Source organism: Beijerinckiaceae bacterium, from assembly GCA_004564215.1.
GTDB lineage: Bacteria > Pseudomonadota > Alphaproteobacteria > Rhizobiales > Beijerinckiaceae > Methylocapsa.
This window is the reverse complement of record CP024846.1, coordinates 596,289-612,995: the sequence shown is the minus strand read 5'-3', so window position 1 is coordinate 612,995 and position 16,707 is coordinate 596,289. Positions and strand designations below refer to the sequence as shown.

14 protein-coding genes and 1 tRNA gene are annotated in these 16,707 nt (G+C 58.9%); 11 read left to right on the top strand and 4 right to left on the bottom strand.

Annotated features, from left to right (window positions below):
• Positions 1-141: 141 nt before the first annotated feature.
• Both CU048_02900 and CU048_02895 read left to right on the top strand, forming a co-directional pair.
• Positions 142-2,910 carry a DNA gyrase subunit A gene (locus CU048_02900; GenBank protein ID QBR70397.1) on the top strand — a complete coding sequence of 923 codons (2,769 nt, stop codon included), beginning with the start codon at positions 142-144 and terminating at the stop codon, positions 2,908-2,910.
• 77 nt (positions 2,911-2,987) lie between these two features.
• Positions 2,988-3,746: an ion transporter gene (locus tag CU048_02895; GenBank protein QBR70396.1), complete on the top strand. Its 759-nt coding sequence runs from the start codon at positions 2,988-2,990 to the stop codon at positions 3,744-3,746.
• 4 nt (positions 3,747-3,750) lie between these two features.
• Here CU048_02895 and CU048_02890 read toward each other — a convergent pair whose 3' ends face one another.
• Entirely contained in the window at positions 3,751-4,080 is a 330-nt protein-coding gene (locus tag CU048_02890; protein QBR70395.1) for a DNA-binding protein, read from the bottom strand.
• A 198-nt stretch (positions 4,081-4,278) separates the two neighbouring features.
• Here CU048_02890 and CU048_02885 point away from each other — a divergent pair, with 198 nt between their 5' ends.
• A complete protein-coding gene (locus tag CU048_02885; protein ID QBR70394.1) occupies positions 4,279-5,895 on the top strand; it encodes a bifunctional ADP-dependent NAD(P)H-hydrate dehydratase/NAD(P)H-hydrate epimerase in 1,617 nt (538 codons plus the stop codon).
• Between the two features lie 237 nt (positions 5,896-6,132).
• Here CU048_02885 and CU048_02880 read toward each other — a convergent pair whose 3' ends face one another.
• Positions 6,133-7,533: a copper oxidase gene (locus CU048_02880; protein ID QBR70393.1), complete on the bottom strand. Its 1,401-nt coding sequence runs from the start codon at positions 7,531-7,533 to the stop codon at positions 6,133-6,135.
• Between the two features lie 45 nt (positions 7,534-7,578).
• Positions 7,579-8,049, bottom strand: coding sequence for an isoprenylcysteine carboxylmethyltransferase family protein (locus CU048_02875; GenBank protein ID QBR70392.1), 471 nt, complete (start codon positions 8,047-8,049; stop codon positions 7,579-7,581).
• A 270-nt stretch (positions 8,050-8,319) separates the two neighbouring features.
• On the opposite strand from CU048_02875, the gene CU048_02870 reads away from it, so the two are divergent.
• A complete protein-coding gene (locus CU048_02870) occupies positions 8,320-8,667 on the top strand; it encodes a hypothetical protein (protein ID QBR70391.1) in 348 nt (115 codons plus the stop codon).
• Positions 8,668-8,844: 177 nt separating this feature from the next.
• Positions 8,845-9,315: a hypothetical protein gene (locus CU048_02865; protein ID QBR70390.1), complete on the top strand. Its 471-nt coding sequence runs from the start codon at positions 8,845-8,847 to the stop codon at positions 9,313-9,315.
• Positions 9,316-9,368: 53 nt separating this feature from the next.
• On the opposite strand, the gene CU048_02860 is transcribed toward CU048_02865, so the two are convergent.
• A complete protein-coding gene (locus CU048_02860; GenBank protein QBR70389.1) occupies positions 9,369-9,629 on the bottom strand; it encodes a hypothetical protein in 261 nt (86 codons plus the stop codon).
• A gap of 116 nt (positions 9,630-9,745) precedes the next feature.
• Here CU048_02860 and CU048_02855 point away from each other — a divergent pair.
• From CU048_02855 to CU048_02830, 6 genes are all read left to right on the top strand, one after another.
• A tRNA-Leu gene (locus CU048_02855) sits at positions 9,746-9,830 on the top strand.
• A 240-nt stretch (positions 9,831-10,070) separates the two neighbouring features.
• A complete protein-coding gene (locus tag CU048_02850) occupies positions 10,071-11,453 on the top strand; it encodes a trigger factor (protein ID QBR70388.1) in 1,383 nt (460 codons plus the stop codon).
• 174 nt (positions 11,454-11,627) lie between these two features.
• Positions 11,628-12,272 (top strand): ATP-dependent Clp protease proteolytic subunit, encoded by a 645-nt coding sequence (gene clpP / locus CU048_02845; protein QBR70387.1) that lies wholly within the window; start codon positions 11,628-11,630, stop codon positions 12,270-12,272.
• 185 nt (positions 12,273-12,457) lie between these two features.
• Positions 12,458-12,748: a hypothetical protein gene (locus CU048_02840; GenBank protein QBR70386.1), complete on the top strand. Its 291-nt coding sequence runs from the start codon at positions 12,458-12,460 to the stop codon at positions 12,746-12,748.
• Complete coding sequence (locus CU048_02835; GenBank protein ID QBR70385.1) at positions 12,745-14,010, top strand: ATP-dependent Clp protease ATP-binding subunit ClpX; 1,266 nt, start codon at positions 12,745-12,747, stop codon at positions 14,008-14,010. The genes CU048_02840 and CU048_02835 overlap by 4 nt, the downstream gene beginning before the upstream one ends.
• Positions 14,011-14,153: 143 nt before the next feature.
• The gene (locus CU048_02830) at positions 14,154-16,571 is read left to right on the top strand and encodes an endopeptidase La (protein QBR70384.1); all 2,418 of its coding nucleotides are present in this window, start codon (positions 14,154-14,156) and stop codon (positions 16,569-16,571) included.
• Positions 16,572-16,707 lie beyond the last annotated feature (136 nt).

Genomic DNA, 16,707 nt, shown 5'->3' with positions numbered 1-16,707 from the left:
CCGCGCCTGAGCTTTTCGCGGCTGCTGAAAATTCCCATTAAAAATCTGTTTTTATTGAGACTCTTGGAATTCCGGAGTTGCTGTTTCAGGGCCGGGCAGGGTAGAATTTGGCATATTTCTCTCGCTCTGGATTAGCTCCACTTGGCCGACACTGACGACAACACTTCACCGCCGCACGCTTCCAACGTGCGGCCGGTTTCTATTTCCGACGAAATGCGCCGGAGTTATCTCGACTATGCGATGAGCGTCATCGTGAGCCGGGCACTTCCCGATGTGCGCGACGGGCTGAAACCGGTGCATCGTCGGATTTTGTTTTCGATGCACGAGAATAACCACACGCCGGACCGGCCTTATGTGAAATGCGCCCGCATCGTCGGCGATGTGATGGGTAAATATCATCCGCATGGCGACAGCGCGATTTATGACGCGCTGGTGCGGATGGCGCAGCCTTTCTCGATGCGTCTGCCTTTGATCGACGGGCAGGGCAATTTCGGCTCGGTTGATGGCGATCCCCCGGCCGCCATGCGGTATACGGAATCGAGGCTCGCCCGTCCGGCCATGGCGCTGCTCGAAGATATCGATTCCGACACGGTCAATTTTCAGCCGAACTACGACGGCAAGGAACATGAACCGACCGTTCTCCCGGCACGGTTCCCAAATCTCCTGGTCAATGGCGCTGGCGGCATCGCGGTCGGCATGGCGACGAATATTCCGCCGCACAATCTCGGCGAGGTGATCGATGCGGTGATAGCCCTGATCGACCGCCCGGAAATGACCATCGAGGATTTGATCGCCATCGTTCCCGGTCCCGATTTTCCGACCGGCGGAAGTATTTTGGGTCGGGCCGGCATCCGAACCGCCTATATGTCCGGGCGCGGTTCGGTGTTGACGCGCGCGAAGGTGGAAGTCGAGGAGATCCGCAAGGAACGCGAAGCGCTCATCGTCACCGAGATTCCCTATCAGATCAACAAAGCCACTTTGATCGAGAAGATCGCCGAGCTTGTGCGCGACAAGCGCGTTGAAGGCATTTCCGATCTCCGCGACGAGTCCGATCGCGACGGCATGCGGATCGTCATTGAGCTCAAGCGGGACGCGCTCGCCGATGTCGTGCTGAATCAGCTCTGGCGCTTTACTGCGCTTCAATCGAGCTTCGCCTGCAACATGATAGCCCTCAACGGCGGCCGCCCGGAAGTCCTCATGCTCCGGGATTTCTTGACCGCCTTCATCGATTTCCGCGAAGAGGTCGTCACAAGGCGTACCAAGCATCTTTTGACCAAGGCCCGCGACGCCGCGCATGTGCAGGTGGGTCTGGCGATCGCGCTCGCCAATATCGACGAATTCATCCATCTGATCCGGACTGCTCCGGATCCGGCCGCCGCCCGCATGGCCCTCATGGAACGCTCTTGGCCCGCGCATGATATGGCGCCGCTGATTACGCTGATTGCCGATCCGCGCCACGTCCTCAGCGAGGACGGCGCTTGCCGCCTGTCCGAGACGCAAGCGCGGGCCATTCTTGAACTCCGGCTGCAGCGGCTGACGGCCCTCGGCCGCGAGGAAATTGCCGAGGCTTTGAATAAGCTCAGCGTCGAAATCGCTGACTATCTCGACATTCTGCGCTCGCGCGCCCGGCTGTTTTCGATCGTCAAGGAGGAGTTGCTCGCAGTCAGGGCCGCGCATGCGACGCCCCGGCGCACCATCATTCTCGACGATGCCCCCGGCGTCGAGGACGAGGACCTCATCCAGCGCGAGGACATGGTCGTCACCGTTTCGCATCTCGGCTATGTCAAAAGGGTTCCACTCGCGGCCTACCGCGCGCAAAGACGCGGCGGCAAAGGCCGCGCGGGAATGCAGACTCGCGACGAGGATTTCGTCGCAAGGCTGTTTGTCGCCTCGACGCACGCGCCTGTGCTGTTCTTTTCTTCGCAGGGCCAAGTTTATAAGGAAAAAGTCTGGCGGCTTCCCCTGTCGGCGCCGCAGGCGCGCGGAAAAGCGCTCGTCAATATATTGCCGCTCGAAACCGGCGAACGGATCACCACGATCATGCCGCTTCCCGAAGACGAGGCCGCGTGGGAGCATCTCGACGTCATGTTCGCGACGACGCGGGGCAGCGTCAGGCGCAACAAGCTTTCGGATTTCGCTCAGGTCAACCGCGCCGGCAAAATAGCGATGCGGCTCGATCCTGGCGAGGACATTGTCGATGTGCAGATTTGCCGAGAGACCGAGGATGTCCTTTTGACGACGGCCGATGGCCAATGCATCCGGTTTCCGGTGACCGATGTGCGAGTCTTCAAGGGCCGCGATTCCATGGGTGTGCGCGGCATCGCGCTCGGGGAGGGGGACCGGGTGATCTCGCTCGCCATTTTGCGCCACATCGAGGCCGATAGCGGCGAACGTCTCGCCTATCTCAAAATGCGGCGCGCGATTGCCGGTGACGCTTCGCCCGAGGCCAACGAGCCGGTTGGCGAGGATACTGGAGTTATGGAAACCCCGGTCGCCTCGAACCTCGGTTCGGAGCGCTATGCCGAAATGTCGGCCGCCGAGCAGATCATTCTGACGGTTTCGTCGAATGGTTATGGCAAGCGGACATCATCTTTCGAATATCGCATTACCGGACGCGGCGGCAAAGGCATCGTCGCGATGGCGGTCAATCAGAGAAACGGCAAACTGGTGGCCTCGATGCCGGTCGAGGATGGCGACGAGATCGTGCTGGTGACCAACGGCGGCCAATTGATCCGCTGCCCGGTCGATGGCATCCGGGTTGCCGGCCGTGGAACCCAAGGCGTGATCGTCTTCAACACCGCCGATGATGAGCAGGTGGTCGCGGTCGAACGGATCAGCGACGAGGATACGCCGCGCGCGGAGGAGGAGGAAACCCACGGAGACGACGGCGGCGAAGAAAGCGCCTCCTGAATGCGGCAAAAATGCGCCTTAATTGGTTGTTAGCGGTCTCCTAAGGCGAACGAGGCTTGGGAGTGTAGATGGAGAGCATGGGGCCAGATGCCGGCGGCTTGGCGCAGCGTCCGCGGGTCGGCGTAGGCCAGCGTGTGCACACGCTCAACGGCCACGTGCAGAAGCGGCTCGGTCACGTCCGCGACCAGCTGCACGATCCGCTTCTGACGGTTCTGACCGTCCTGCTCATGGTGCTGGTCTTTGTCATCGTGCCCCTCCATGCGTCCGGCATTATTTCGGCGCAGGGGTACGGCTTCGTCATCGCGCTCTTGCTCGCCAGCTGTGTCCTCGTCCAATCGCGGACCTTGTTGGTGATCATGATCCTCTTGGGGGCGATCGGCGTCGCCGCCACGGCCACAGTACTTCGCCTGCAACTCGCGTCGGTTCTCGACATTTATCTTGAGGCCGGCGCATGTGTCACCATCGGAGCGATGCTGATCTGGGTGATCGCCCGCGCGGTTTTTGCGCCCGGACGGGTGACCTATCATCGCATCAACGGCGCCGTCTTGCTTTACATGACCATCGGCTTGACGTTCGTGGCGCTCTTCACTTTTGTCGCTTTGCTGACGCCGCATGCCTTCTCGGGCCTGAATTTTACCGACAGCTCATCGCTCGCAAGCAATCTGATCTATTTCAGCTTCGTGACCCTGACCTCGACCGGTTATGGGGATATTGTGCCGGTCCACCCTTTTGCGCGTAGCCTGTGCAATCTCGAAGGGATCATCGGGCAGCTCTATCCTGCGACATTGCTGGCACGGCTGGTAACGCTCGAGCTCGAAGACCGCCGCCGCAAGTGAGGGGCTAGTTTAAGCGGGCTGTTCTGATTTTGTAGACGCCGTCCTGCGCCCGCACGAACATCTCGTCGACCTGAGGGTGGCGAATGGGATCGCCCGAGGTATCGGCCATGAGATTTTGTTCCGAGACATAGGCGACATATTCAGTGTCGGCGTTTTCAGCAAAAAGATGATAAAAAGGCTGATCCTTGTGGGGGCGGACCTCTTCGGGGATCGACTGCCACCATTCCTCGGTATTCGCGAAGACCGGATCCACGTCGTAGATGATTCCCCGGAATGGATATTTCCGGTGCCTCACCACCTGACCTATGGCGAATTTCGCGATAAGGGGTTTCATGACATGGACGTCGCCGCTCAAATTGGTTAGCCGCCAAAATGGGCGACGACGGGGCGGCGCGGATGGCAAGAAGGCGGACCTTACAGGGACAGGGTGGTTAGCTGCCGCGTGCTCCCTTGTCAACTTAATGGCGCCGGCAGAGAAGATCCCGCGGCTGCGCTTCGGGCTCGGTTAACATTTTTCGCTACGGTTTTTTGAATGTCGAATGAAAATCTTTCCCCCGAGCTCCTGTCGAACGCCGAAATGGCGGAGGCCGACCGCCTGACCATCGCCGGGGGGACGCCCGGATCCACGCTCATGGGACAGGCTGGCGCGGCGGTGGCCCGCGAGGCCGCGCAACTTGTTCCACCGCATGGCCGCATCCTGGTCTGCTGCGGACCGGGCAATAATGGCGGCGATGGATTTGTTGCCGCGCGTCTCCTGGCGGCGCAGGATTTTGCGGTCGACCTCGGCCTCTTGGGTTCGCGCGACGCTTTGCGCGGCGATGCGGCGCTTGCGGCGCGGTGCTGGACTGGGAAAATCCACACCATCGGGGAGCTCGATCTCGAGGCGGCCGACCTTGTCATCGACGCCCTCTTTGGTGCCGGCCTAGCCCGCGATCTCGAAGGTGCGGCCAAGGATTTGGTGCTGCGCCTCAATGAATGGACCAAGGGGACGAAGAAGCAGATCCTCGCCGTCGATATTCCTTCCGGAATCGATGGTTCAAGTGGACAAATCCGCGGTGTTGCGATCAAGGCCGCGCGCACCGTCACTTTTTTTCGCCGCAAGCCGGGGCATGTGCTGCTGCCGGGCCGTTTGCATTGTGGCGATACGGTCGTCGCCGATATTGGAATCTCCTATGACGTGCTGACCGGGATCGCCCCCAGGACGCGGGTGAACTGTCCGGCCGTCTGGCGGCAATCGTTCCCAGTCCCGCAAGTCGACGGCCATAAATATTCGCGGGGTCACGCGCTCGTCCTTTCCGGCGGGCTCGCCTACACAGGGGCGGCGCGGCTGGCCGCGCGTGGCGCCCTCCGCGCCGGCGCCGGCCTCGTGACCGTCGCAACGCCGCAGGAAGCGCTTTGCGTTCATGCCATGGCGCTGACCGCGGTCATGACGCGCGTTTGCGACGGGCCCGAGGAGCTTAAGGGCCTCCTCTCCGACCGGCGGAAAAATGTGCTGGTGATGGGACCGGGACTTGGCGTCGGGGAAAAAACCCGTGCGTTTGCCCAGGCCGCATTCGATGTGGAAGGAGGCGCTCCCGGCCGTGCCATGGTTCTCGATGCCGACGCCCTGACGAGTTTTGAAAACGATGCCTACGGTCTCGCGCAAGCGATCGGAGCGGCCCATGCCCGCGCGGTGCTTACGCCCCATGACGGCGAATTCGCGCGGCTTTTCGGCGGCCTGGTTCCGGAGGACGAACCTCGCTGGGCGAGGCTTCTTCCGGCGGGCCAAGCGCCATTGCATTTGGCGGGTCTGCATTCGGAGTCGAAGCTCAGCCGGGCGCGTGCCGCCGCCGCTCTGAGCGGAGCTGTCGTGGTGTTGAAAGGCGCCGATACGGTGGTCGCCGATCCGGCAGGATTTGCGAGCGTGGCAGAGGATTTGCCGCCCTGGCTGGCCACTGCGGGTTCGGGCGATGTTCTGGCTGGAATCATCGGCGGGCTGCTCGCTCAATCGATGCCGGCCTTTGAAGCGGCGTCGGCAGGCGTTTGGCTGCATGGCGCCGCCGCCCGGCATTTTGGACCGGGCCTCATTGCGGAGGACATTCCGGAAAATCTGCCGCCCGTTTTACGCGCGCTGTTCGCGTCGGGGATAGTACCCCAAGGCCACGCCTGAATAGGCTTTGAAAATCCTCTAAAGCCGAACTTAAGCCCGCGAGCGACGTTATTACGCGAACCCAAGAAGGCGCGGCATTGCCATGGCGGCGGAGAGTTTCCAAACAGACCATGCGCGCATTCTGCCGCTTTATGTCGTGTTGGCGCGCATGCTTTGATCGTCAGCCTCTTTGTCAAGAAAATGCGCCCGGCGCACAATTGACAGCAAGCCTCTAGCGCTTGTCGGCCAAGGGTTGCTTCAGGTCACCTCGAACCATGTGGCCATCCCATGTGCCAGCCGCCCGGCTAACAGGCAATCGATCGCCCATTTGCCGGGATTGTCCGCAACAAAGGCGACGTGCTTGGTTTTTCCTTCCGGAACGAGAACGGCGTCTCGCCAATAGGGCTCCCAGCCATCGTCGAGATCATGCAGCAGGCGCATCACATGCCCATGCACATGCATTTGCTGGACGACGGCCGTCTGATTGATGAACGCCAGAGTGACCGGGGTTCCGCGTTTGACCGAGAACAGCGGAGCGGGGGCAAACCCGTCCCGGGCGACACCATTGAGCTTCCAATTTAACGACCGATCCGATGCGTTGGCCATTGCCGGCGCGGCACCGAGGACCGCCTCCATCGTGATCGTAATCCTGCGGGCGGCCTGCAGCTTGATTTGCGTGGGCAGGAGCGGATTTGGTGCCAGCGAGACAATGGGGGACAGCGGCGCCCGCTTTTCGCCCATCGTTTTGAAGGAAAGCAGAACGCTGTCCGGCTCATCCTCGCCGAGCAGCATGACATGCGCCTCTTGTCCGGCCTCCGCCGGAAGATCGAGCATGACATCGAAACGCGCACCAGGTCCAAGGGGTAGTGTCTGCCCCGCCGGTTCGAAGGCTTCGCAAGGTTGACCGTCAAGCGCCAGGATCAGAGGTTTCACCCCGGTAAAGCGGATCTGGATCAGCCTTGTGTCCACGGCGCTCAAAATACGCAGCCGCAATCGCGAACAGGGCGGCAGCGTTTCAGCGATAGGGGCAATCCGTGAATTGACGGTGACCCGCGCAGCGTTCCGCTCGCCGCCGCGATCGGCTTGAGTGTCGCGCCCGCCGGTGATTTGGTTTTTTTCGTCGAGCTTCCAATCAGCAATCACGACGAGCATGTTGCGATCGGCTGGAGGTGGTTCCGGCTCGTCAACAATCATGACGCCATAAAGGCCGCGATCGATCTGTTCGCGAATCGAGGACAAGAGGTGCGGATGGTACCAGTAAAGCCCGCTGTCCGGGGGGATGAAGCGATAATCGAAGGATTCGCCCGGCGGCACCGGCTTTTGAGTGAGGCCGGCCACACCATCCATGGCGTTGATAATCCGCACGCCATGCCAAGTCAGAGTTGTGTCCTGTTCGAGCTTGTTGATGAGCCGGACCTTAACCTCCTCGCCTTTCTTAAAACGCAGGAGCGGCCCAGGGACTTCTCCATTATATCCCCAGACGTCGGTTGCAACGCCGGGCACCGGTACAAGGCGAAGGCTGCCGGGTCTTGCTTCGAGGATATGAAAATTGTCCGCAGCATGGGGAGAGGAGTCCGCCCTAGCCGGCAGGGTCAGCACGCTGGCGATCGTCTGCCCAAGAAAAAGCCGACGACTGAGGGTCGCACACGAGGGCGGCATCAAAAATCCTTAAGTGAACAGGAGGTCGCGGTCACGCTGACTCTGTCATAGCCAACGGCGGACACTCGCCTTATAGCGCAAATATTTTTCACCGAACTTTCGCTCGAGATAGGCCTCTTCCCGTTCGATGACACCCTTTTGGAGAATAAACGCAAGCGGCACCGCAAGGCAAAGTATCCACAGGGAATTTATGAGAAAGGCAATGCCCACGCACAGAACAACCATTCCCAGATAAATCGGATTGCGAGTGAAGCGAAAGATGCCGGATGATACGATGTCCTTCGAGGCTTTGCGGACGTCCAGGGGCGTGTTCGCGGCGTGCATTTCTCGAACCGCCAAAAAAGCGAGGCCAACGGCGCCGAGGGCAATGAGTATGCCGAGCGGAATGGCAAGCTCGCGGGGCAAGAAATTCGCCGGCCAAATAAAATTAAGAATTAATCCGAGCGCGACGGCTCCGCCTAGGATCACCGGGGGCAGGGCGATGACACCTGGTTTGTCAGGGAAATTTTCCTGCATTGTCTGCTGATCTCCGCGAATGTCATGCCGCCTATAGCCAGACGGCTTATCCCTATCTTGGGCGTCTATTGTCCCCGCGCAAGGCAACAGACCGCTCCATCAACGGCCCTGTTGATCTGCGTCAATGACGTTTGACATCGGCTTTGGCTATTAGCGGGTGCGGTACATCCGACTTGGCCCGTCGGAAACCTCTGGATGGGAACCATGAGCGTGATAAATCCAAATGATCACACGTCTCCATTAGGATCGGACCGGTCCTTAACCTTCCTGATGTGGCCGGGCTTCCCGGCGCCGGGCACCAACGGTCTCGATGAGAATGTGAAGCGTTTTCAACATTTCGCGTTGGATATTCAGAAGGCCTACGCCGACGCCCTGAGCCGCCAGGCCGTCCCCTATGTCGCCGCGATGAGGGAATTAGGGCATTCGCTGGCTGGACTCAACCAAAGCGCTAAGCCACAGGATATCGCGGCTGCGCAATTGCAGGCCTACGCTGCGTTCTTTGAAAACGCCTCGCCCTGGTCCGATTTTGTTCAAAAATTCGACCATCGCTGCGCTTCTTTTGCGCGCGAGATGGCGCAAGAACTTCGGAAATCGTCGGGTGGGGAACCTCCGGTCTGACTGAGCACGCAAAGCGAGACTTTGTTCATCTGTCGCCGCTTGCTGCAATTTAGCTCCTATTCCGTTCGCGGGCTGGGTCGCTGTTTCAACGCACAGCGCGCTCAAACTTATCGCTCTAAGATCAGCTTCAACGTCGACCGGAATTTTGTCTTTAATTTCTCAGCAAGCTAGGGCGACATGCAACGATTGGCCCAAATCGCAAAAATCACCTGGGCAGAACTTCCTGCAAGTTTTCTGCGCATTCGGCTGGAGCCTGCAAGCGACAGAGGCCGGCGGCAGCGCGCTCAATCCATTGGATACATTCTTATCGCGCCCATCGATGGCAACGGAAGAATCGATAGCGTTTTGTGGCGCCTTTATCATGAGTTTTGTGGGATTATTCGCCTTAGGCCGGCCGCGGCGGTCGAAACTGCCCATTTGCTGAGGAAATCCGGTCGCAGCTGGGCCTTCCAATTCGAGGGCGATCATTCCGAAAACGCGACCAGCCACGACTTCATTACCGACCGGTTCATTTTGGGAGACCATGTTTCGATCCGGGAGGAAAGCGAGTTCCATATTTTTGAAGTCGTTTCGATAGAACCCGTCGGAACTTCCGCCTCCAGCTTGAGCCAGAACGAGTCGAGCCATATCAGCGTTTCGTCGTCTTAATTGCACCGACGGCCAAGCGGCACCCGGAACGTGTAGTCCGGAGGCCAATCCAACTACGGCAAATACCGCCAGGAAGTCTGGGGGTAGTTTGCCCGGAAGCCGTAAAAGCGGTGGCTGCCGGTCATCCCTTCGACAAGGCTTCCCTCGCCCTGAAGTCTCTCGTCTCGCAACTTCATCAGCAGGCGGCCACCGCTCATTTCTCCGAGCGGCTTTGTCGTGTCAGATTTATCGCCCAGACCCCATCGGATGATCTTGGAAAATACCTGCTCAGGAGAGCTTGAGGTATCGAGAGCAGACCGATATACAGCCGTCATCCAAAATTAACTTCGTAGCGTGCCTTGGGGTGGTTGAGAGCGCCGCTGGAGGAGCGTTAGCTCCGCGACCTGGCTGCGGGAGGCGCGGCTTGAACCTTAAGCCTTTGAAATATGTGGCGGGCGTGGCGGAACTGGTAGACGCGCCGGATTTAGGTTCCGGTGGTGAAAATCGTGGGGGTTCGAGTCCCTCCGCCCGCACCAAATCTTTGAGCGGTCTCCGGGAGCGTGGGGTCGACGATCAACCGGCAAAACGGCCGCGCCTCGCCAGCCGAGCCCCTCTCAAAGTGAAAGTTAGGTCTTGTATATCGCGGTCGGATGGCCTCATTTGAGGTTCAAGGACTCGGTTGAAATCAAACAGTTGCGGCGGGTTCTTGTCGAAAAGTCTGGTAACTTTTTTAAGGACCTGCTCTAAGGCGACGCAGTCAAAAAAGGTTTAGTAAGATGCAGGTTACGGAAACCCTCTCGCAGGGCCTCAAGCGGGAATTCAAGGTGGTGATTCCCGCCACCGATCTGGCGGAGCGCGTCGAAGGTCAGCTCGCCGAGGTCAGGGCCAAGGCTCGGATCGATGGGTTTCGGCCGGGCAAAGTTCCGGTTTCGCATTTGAAGCGGCTCTACGGCCGCTCGATCATGGCGGAAGTTGTCCAGGACGCCGTCAACGAAGCCAATCGCAAGATTGTCGAAGACAATCAGCTGCGGCTCGCCACGGAGCCCAAGATCGATTTGGGCGGCGACAAGGACGAAATCGAAAAAGTGTTTGAAGCGCAGGCCGATTTCGCCTTCACGGTCGCGCTCGAAGTCTTGCCGAAGATCGAGTTGGGCGGGTTCGAAGAGATCGCCATCGAACGGCTGATCGTCGATGTTCCCGACAGCGAGGTCGATCTGGTCATGAACCGGCTTGCCGAACAAAATCGGGCCTACACGCCCAAAGAGGGGGAAGCCCTTGCAGAAAACGGGGACAAGGTCACATTGGACTTTGTCGGCAAGATCGACGGTGAAGCCTTCGAGGGGGGTGCCGGCGAAAATATCGATGTCGTGCTGGGTTCGGGCAGCTTTCTTCCCGGCTTCGAATCGCAAGTCGAAGGCATGAAGATCGGCGAAAGCCGGACGATTGCCGTGACTTTTCCGGAGGATTACAGCGCCGCCAAGCTCGCGGGCAAGGAGGCGACCTTCGATGTGACGCTCAAGGCGGCGGCGGCACCCGGCGAAATTACGATCGATGATGCCTTCGCCAAAGGCTTCGGCTTGGAAGATCTAGGCAAGTTGAAGGAGACCGTTCGCGCAAACATCGAACGCGACCACCTTGCGGCCTCGCGCGGCAAATGGAAGCGCGATCTCCTCGATGCTCTCGACAACAAATATGTATTCGAAGTGCCCGAGGGATTGGTCACCCAGGAGTTCGAAACGGTCTGGCGGAAGGTTGAAGCCGAACAACGCCGGAGCGGGCGCAGCTATGAAGACGAGGGCACGACCGAAGTAGCGGCGCGGGCTGAATATCAAAAAATAGCCGAACGCCGGGTGCGGCTTGGTTTGCTATTGGCCGAAGTCGGCGACAAGGCGGAGATCAAAGTCTCGGACGAGGAAGTCAGCCAGGCTCTGGCTCAGCGGGCGCGGGCTTTCCCCGGTCAGGAACAGGTCGTTTGGGACTATTACCGAAAGAACCCCCAGGCTTTGGCCGAAATCAGGGCTCCCTTGTTTGAGGAAAAAGTCGTCGATCACATTATCGCTCAGGTCAAGGTGACCGATAAAAAGGTCTCCAAGGAGGAGCTCCTGAAGGCGGCCAGCGCGGAGGAAGATGAGGAGGCCGCGGTCGACAGCGAAAAATGAGCCGCCGAGGCGACCGCGCTCCACCAAGTTTACCAGTGGGTAAGGTTTTCTGGCCCGCCACCTGCAATATGCTATCTTTTCAAACCAAGGGGTACCTCAGACATCTCGCCCGCTGGGCCTGCCAGGTGATGCCGGCCCGTCTTGGACGAGATCCTTACCAGGAAAGACTGCGCCATGCGCGATCGCGATCCGATTGAAATCTATGACAATTACCTGATTCCCCAGGTCATCGAGAACACCAGCCGCGGCGAGCGGGGTTTCGATATCTATTCGCGGCTGCTGCGCGAAAGGCTGATTTTCCTGACGGGACCCGTCGAGGACCATATGGCCTCCGTGATTATCGCCGAGCTTTTGTTCCTGGAGGCGGAAAACCCCAAGAAGGAAATCTCGATGTATATCAACTCGCCGGGCGGCGTCGTGACGGCGGGCCTTGCGATCTACGATACGATTCAATTCATTCGGCCGAAGGTGTCGACCCTTTGCGTCGGCCAGGCTGCCTCGATGGGCTCGCTTCTGTTGTGCGCCGGCGCGGAGAACATGCGCTACGCCTTGCCGAATGCACGGATCATGGTGCATCAGCCGTCCGGCGGATTCCAAGGTCAGGCTTCCGATATTCTTCGGCACGCCGAAGACATTATGAAAATCAAGAAGCGGCTGAACGAGATCTACGTGAAACACACCGGCCGCGATTACGAAACGATCGAGAAAACCCTCGACCGCGACCATTTCATGTCCGCCGACGATGCAAAGGAGTTCGGCATCGTCGACCATGTCATCGTCAAGCGGCCGGACGACCTTCCGCTGCCGGAGAGCAAATAGGTCTATCGAAGCGGGTTTTTGCCTGTTTATTAATGGACAGCGGGCAGCATCGAGAATCGGTCTTTAACGGGCTGAAGGCTTAAGGGCAGCGGCGTAGGCCAAGTCAGGAAACGGACAAAGAACGAAGGATTGTATTGGTACGTAAATTGCTTATATTTTCTTTCGTGTGCGATTTGGCGCAACCAATGTGGGAACGTATGGTTAGGTTGATGCTAGACTCGCGGCGAAAGCCGGTGATGAATGGCACCGGACTTAACAAGTCGAGTGGCGGCAAGCGAAACAACACATTGGAAAGTAACGGCCTGCGGTCGGGGCATGGTTTGAAGGAAAGCAGGACTAGGATAGAGTTTGCGGTGGGCATTCTTGGCGGGTTCATGCGTCTCCGCCAGCCTGTGGCGGAAGCAGCATACTTCAGCCAACGACACCGACCGGAGTTAGCAGCACATGGCTTCGGCCAATACGGAGACTTTCCATGACTAAGGTCGGCGGCAGCGACTCGAAAAACACGCTCTATTGCTCATTTTGCGGCAAGAGCCAGCATGAGGTCCGCAAGCTCATTGCCGGGCCGACCGTGTTTATCTGCGACGAATGCGTCGAACTATGCATGGACATCATCCGGGAGGAAAACAAGTCCTCCCTGGTGAAGAGCCGGGACGGCATTCCGACACCCAAGGAAATCTGCAAAGTCCTGGACGATTATGTGATCGGCCAGCCGCAGGCCAAGCGTGTCTTGTCGGTCGCCGTACATAATCACTACAAGCGCCTCAACCACGCGACCAAACACAATGACGTCGAGCTGGCGAAATCGAATATTCTTCTGATCGGGCCGACCGGGTCGGGCAAGACCCTGCTCGCGCAGACCTTGGCGCGGATTCTCGACGTGCCCTTCACCATGGCGGACGCCACGACGCTCACCGAAGCCGGCTATGTGGGTGAGGATGTTGAAAACATCATTTTGAAACTGCTTCAGGCCTCCGATTATAACGTCGAGCGGGCGCAGCGCGGGATCGTCTACATCGATGAAATCGACAAGATTTCCCGCAAGTCCGACAATCCTTCGATCACCCGCGACGTGTCCGGCGAAGGCGTCCAGCAGGCGCTTTTGAAGATCATGGAAGGCACGGTCGCGTCGGTGCCGCCGCAGGGTGGGCGCAAACACCCGCAGCAGGAATTCTTGCAGGTCGATACGACAAATATTCTGTTCATCTGCGGCGGCGCCTTCGCCGGGCTCGAGAAAATCATTTCGACACGCGGAAAAAGCACTTCGATCGGTTTTGGCGCGATCGTGCAGTCACCCGACGATCGCAGAACCGGCGAGATCCTGCGGAGAGTTGAACCGGAGGATTTGCTGAAATTCGGGCTGATCCCCGAATTCGTGGGCAGATTGCCGGTCATCGCGACGCTTGAGGATCTCGATGAGGACGCCCTGAAGAAAATCCTCACCGAGCCCAAGAACGCGCTCGTCAAGCAATATCAGCGCTTGTTCGAAATGGAGAACACCGAGCTTACTTTCCAGGACGAGGCCCTCAACGTCGTCGCCAAAAAGGCCATCGAGCGGCGCACCGGCGCCCGCGGCTTGCGCTCCATCATGGAAGGCATTCTGCTCGACACCATGTTCGATCTTCCCGGCCTCGACAGCGTCGAACAAGTTGTTATCGGCCCCGACGTGGTCGAGGGCAAATCCCGCCCACTCTACATCTATGCGGAACGAAGCGAAAAGAGTGGCACGAGCGCTTGAGCCTTGGTCCGCGATCTCTACGAGCTGTAAGCCGTCTGCGTCATAAAAGGCAACGCGGTCCTGACAAGGACTTCTTGAAACTCAAGAGCCGCGCTGCCATCTCAGCAATATTGCTCCGTAGTCTCGACGAATAGGACGATGAAATGACCCAGAAACGCGAACCTGTTCGCCCCGGTACGACCGAAAGCTATCCCGTGCTTCCGTTGCGCGACATTGTGGTGTTTCCGCATATGATCGTGCCGCTGTTCGTGGGCCGCGAGAAATCGATTCGCGCGCTCGAAGAGGTGATGAAAACCGACAAGCTTATTCTGCTCGCGACGCAGATGACGGCCGCCGACGACGATCCAGCGACAGAAGCGATTTTCACAACCGGAACGCTGGCTTCGGTGTTGCAGCTTTTGAAATTGCCTGACGGGACCGTCAAGGTGCTTGTCGAAGGACAGGTGCGCGCCAAGGTGCAGGGCTATACCCGCACGGATGATTTCTACGAAGCCGATGCGGAAGCGGTCCTTGAGGAGCCGGTCGACAAAGTCGAGGTCGAAGCGCTTGCGCGTTCCGTCGTCGCCGAATTCGAAGGCTATGTGAAGCTCAACAAGAAGATCTCGCCGGAAGTCGTGGCCGCGGTCACCCAGATCGACGATTATTCCAAGCTCGCCGACACCATCGCTTCCCATCTGGCGGTCAAGATCAATGACAAGCAGGCTGTGCTCGAGACCATTTCGATCGCCAAGAGACTCGAAAAATGTCTGGCCCTCATGGAGAGCGAGATCTCGGTTCTGCAGGTCGAAAAACGCATCCGCACCCGTGTCAAGCGGCAGATGGAGAAGACCCAGCGCGAGTATTATCTGAATGAGCAGATGAAGGCTATTCAGAAGGAACTCGGCGATGAGGACGGCAAGGACGATCTTGCCGAAATCGAGGAACGGATCAAGACGACCAAGCTTTCGAAGGAAGCGCGCGACAAGGCGACCGCGGAACTGAAGAAGCTGCGCCAGATGTCGCCGATGTCGGCGGAAGCCACCGTCGTGCGCAATTACCTCGACTGGCTGCTGACGATTCCGTGGAACAAGCGCTCGAAGATCAAGAAAGATCTGACGATTGCCGAGAACGTGCTCGATAGCGAGCATTTTGGTCTCGAAAAGGTCAAGGAACGGATCGTCGAATATCTTGCGGTTCAAAGCCGGGCCAATAAGTTGACCGGGCCCATCCTCTGCCTCGTCGGTCCTCCCGGCGTCGGCAAGACTTCGCTCGGTAAATCGATCGCCAAGGCGACCGGACGTGAATTCGTCCGGATGTCGCTCGGCGGCGTGCGCGACGAGGCTGAAATCCGCGGGCATCGGCGCACCTATATTGGCTCCATGCCCGGCAAGATCATTCAGTCGATGCGCAAGGCCAAGAGCTCCAATCCGCTCTTCTTGCTCGATGAGATCGATAAGATGGGAATGGATTTCCGGGGCGATCCTTCGTCGGCGCTTCTTGAAGTTCTCGATCCGGAGCAGAATCACTGCTTCAACGATCACTATCTCGAAGTCGACTATGATCTGTCGAACGTGATGTTCGTCACGACCGCGAATACGTTGAATATTCCGGCGCCGTTGATGGATCGTATGGAGATTATCCGCATCGCCGGATACACCGAGGACGAAAAGGTCGAGATCGCGCGTCGCCATTTGATCCCGGCGGGGCTCAAGAAACACGGTCTCGCGCTCAAGGAGTGGTCGATCGACGATGCCGGCCTGATCCTGCTGATCCGGCGCTACACACGTGAGGCGGGGGTCCGCAACCTCGAGCGCGAACTGTCCAAGCTGGCGCGGAAGGCGGTCAAGCAGATCCTCACGGGCGAGACGAAGCAAGTCGCGGTTACCGAGCAGAATCTGCCCGATTTCCTCGGCGTGCCGAAGTTCCGCTACGGCGAGGCCGAAACCGAGGATCAGGTTGGTGTCGTGACCGGTCTGGCCTGGACGGAAGTCGGCGGCGAGTTGCTGACCATCGAAGGCGTGATGATGCCCGGCAAGGGCCGCATGACGGTGACCGGAAATCTGCGCGATGTCATGAAGGAATCGATCTCGGCGGCGGCGTCCTATGTCCGCTCGCGGGCCGTCGATTTTGGCATCGAGCCTCCGGTCTTCGACCGGCGTGACATCCATGTCCACGTTCCCGAGGGCGCTACTCCCAAGGACGGTCCCTCGGCCGGCGTCGCCATGGCAACCGCCATCGTGTCGATCATGACGGGCATTCCGATCAGGCGGGATATCGCGATGACCGGCGAGATCACCTTGCGCGGTCGGGTCCTTCCGATTGGCGGGTTGAAGGAGAAGCTTTTGGCCGCTTTGCGCGGTGGCCTGAAGATGGTCCTGATCCCTGAGGAAAACGCCAAGGATCTCGCTGAGATTCCGAACTCGGTGAAGAATGCGCTGGAAATCGTCCCGGTAGCCCGTATGGATGAAGTCTTGCGTTACGCCTTGATACGTCAACCGAAGCCGATCGTCTGGGAAGAGGACGCAAAGGCCGTGGCGCCGCTTGCTACGGAGGAGGAAACTCCCGGCGCGATCGCCCATTAGTCGAGGACAACCAGCCTAGTCAGAGATAAAGGCCGCGGCCGAAAGGTACGCGGCCTTTTCCTTGCGCTATTTTCGGCTTATGCAATTTTTGAAGGCGTTAAATAGCGGGCGACGTTTCCGTCAACTCTGTCTTATC